At 52.1% G+C, this 2,492-nt stretch carries 2 protein-coding genes; one reads left to right on the top strand and one right to left on the bottom strand.

Features of this window, described 5'->3' with window-relative positions:
• The first annotated feature begins 245 nt into the window (after positions 1-245).
• Positions 246-1,205, top strand: a complete 960-nt coding sequence (locus ACEW8P_RS01875) for a phytanoyl-CoA dioxygenase family protein (protein ID WP_373511416.1) — start codon at positions 246-248, stop codon at positions 1,203-1,205.
• Here ACEW8P_RS01875 and ACEW8P_RS01880 read toward each other — a convergent pair.
• Positions 1,202-2,338: a hypothetical protein gene (locus tag ACEW8P_RS01880; RefSeq protein ID WP_373511417.1), complete on the bottom strand. Its 1,137-nt coding sequence runs from the start codon at positions 2,336-2,338 to the stop codon at positions 1,202-1,204. The two genes, ACEW8P_RS01875 and ACEW8P_RS01880, sit on opposite strands and share 4 nt — an antisense overlap.
• Positions 2,339-2,492 lie beyond the last annotated feature (154 nt).

Here is a 2,492-nt window from a genome sequence, read left to right on the forward strand (position 1 = left end):
AGCCGCAGCCCCAAAGTAGAAAAGTTACCAGTAGATAAACAGAGATTTGGGAAGTACTTTTCACAGGAGGGCGGTTTGGACTTGTCAGATAAGTTGCAGGAAATTGTTCAATACAATCTAAAAGGATAGGAATGGGGCAAAATACTACCGCATTGTTCCGTAGCGGGTGAATTTCTTGCCATAAAAGTGTTTGGAATGTTCGCCTTTTTGCTAACCTTTACTTCTCAAACAAAAAAATGCTGTCTATGCCGACCCCTACTACTCTTAACACCCCTTGGGTTGAATCGCCCTTCTTTGAACAGGAAATAGATCAGGCGCGCCTCGATCCAGAAACCGAAGGCCTTGCTCGCCGTTACGCTGAGGAAGGCTACGTAGTTTTTGATCCGCAGATTGACGGAGCCACCATAGACGCCGTCGTGCAAGGGCTGAAACCCCGCTTCGAGGCTGATCAGACCAACCGCATTCAGGACGCCTGGGAATATAACGAGGCTGTTAAGAAAATTGCCGCCGCGCCGCGGGTGCTGGAAGTTCTCAAAACGCTTTACGGCCGGGAGCCGATTCCGTTTCAGACCTTGAATTTCAGCACGGGTAGCCAGCAGCGGACGCACAGCGATTCTATCCACTTCAATTCCATCCCCGAGCGGTTCATGTGCGGGGTGTGGGTGGCGCTGGAAGATGTTCACGATGGCAACGGGCCGCTGCACTACTACCCCAAGAGCCACAAACTACCCTTCTACGACCTTTCCATTCTAGGATTGAAAGGCTCGAACAGCACTTCCATCGAGGAAATGCTGAACAAGTACTACACCCGCTACGAAGACTTCATCGCCGAACTGGTGGAGAAAAAGAAGCTGGACAAGAAAGTACTGAACATCAAAAAGGGGCAGGCGCTGATCTGGTCGTCGAACCTGCTGCACGGCGGCGAGCCGATCACGCAAACCGGTAGCACCCGCTTCACGCAGGTGAACCACTATTACTTCGAAGGCTGCGCCTATTACCGCCCTATGATCACGGACATGGCCATCGAGCGCATTTCCATCCAAAAAGTCGTCAACATCGCCACTGGAAAGGAAGTAAAAAGCAAGTACCTCGATAAAGACATCGACCACGTCGGCTATTCTTACAAGCTGTACTTGCCCTCGGGGCTGATGCGCTCCCTGATTCCGCCGGGGGTGCGGAAATGGGTGAAGGGGTTGAGGGGTTAATGGCGAATCAGCGGTCTTAAATCCGCCTCGTATACCTGCCCCTCCCGGTCGGAAGCAAGAATAATCCAGGGAACGCCCAGTGGGTAAGGCTTTTTGGGCCCTGTGACGTCGTTGATGCGGTTGTTTTCATCCCAGCCAGCGGTGTAGGGAGCGATGACGACCTTTTCATTTTTCACAATTTCGGTTTGCGTGGTATCGATCTGCCCAAAAACGATCTTGCCCAGATTAGGCTGCTTATTATGGTAAATGGTATGACCTGTCAAGACAATCTCGGGGTCTTCCGTCGCGACCACGATGGGACGGCTCGGCAAATCGGGCGGGGCAAGTACCGCGTAGGGGTAGTTGCGCCATTCTCCTTTTGGAGAACGCACCCGAAGTACCAGTTGCGGCTTTCCCACTTCGTCCAGACTGTTTTTGGTGGCGACCCAAAGCGTTCCGTCGGGGGCGAGGGCGGTGTTGAGGTGATCGTCCGCCGTGGCGTTTCCGGCTTCGATCGTAGTGGCTTCATTCCACTCATTGACAGGGCTTCCTGTTTTGTGAATTCTGATATTGACAGTTTCCTGGATCTGATTCGACCAGATCACGCCCACCCCATCGGGAAGTTCGGTAATTACGCAAATGTCGTCCTTGTCCAGCCCTTCGGCCAGGAGATACGGACTTGACCAACGCTTCGCTTTAGCCAAATTATTCCATACGTAAACTTTTTCATCGGCGACCGCCGCGACCCACCAGCTACCGTTTTGCGCCTTTGCGATGGTAGCGGTTTCTATCGGGTAGTCTGACGAAGGCGGACGCAGCGTCGCCAGTATGCTGGTTTTCCACTTTACTTTCTCAGGCGTACCTTTTTTCTCGATCCGAAAAACCGTCAAAAATTCTGGATCGACTCCAACGGCTGTTATCTTGCCTTTCTCACCCCATACATCTGCGCGTCCCGGTACTCCTTTGAGCTGGGCAGCTATCTCCGGGTGTTCAGTCCATCCCGCGGCAGAACGTTGCCACAATGATGGTCCCGTGGATTTGGGTAGCAAAGCCCACCAACTACCTTCCGTGTAACACAGCTTAGACTGTGGTTTGTCGGCGGTGGGTGATGGTACATCCACCCGGATTACGGGTTGTGTGGAATGAGCGGGCATCTGTTGGTTTTGGGCCAATAATAAGTTCACCTTCATTAGAGTACAGGCAAATCCTATCAGAAACCTTAGTTTTTTGTTCATGCGCAAAAAAGCTCGCACCGGAACTACTGGCGCGAGCGATAATTAAAGTACTTGGTTCATCTAAAGATTCCGC

The organism is Persicitalea sp., from assembly GCF_041751555.1.
In the GTDB taxonomy this organism is placed as follows: Bacteria; Bacteroidota; Bacteroidia; order Cytophagales; family Spirosomataceae; genus Persicitalea.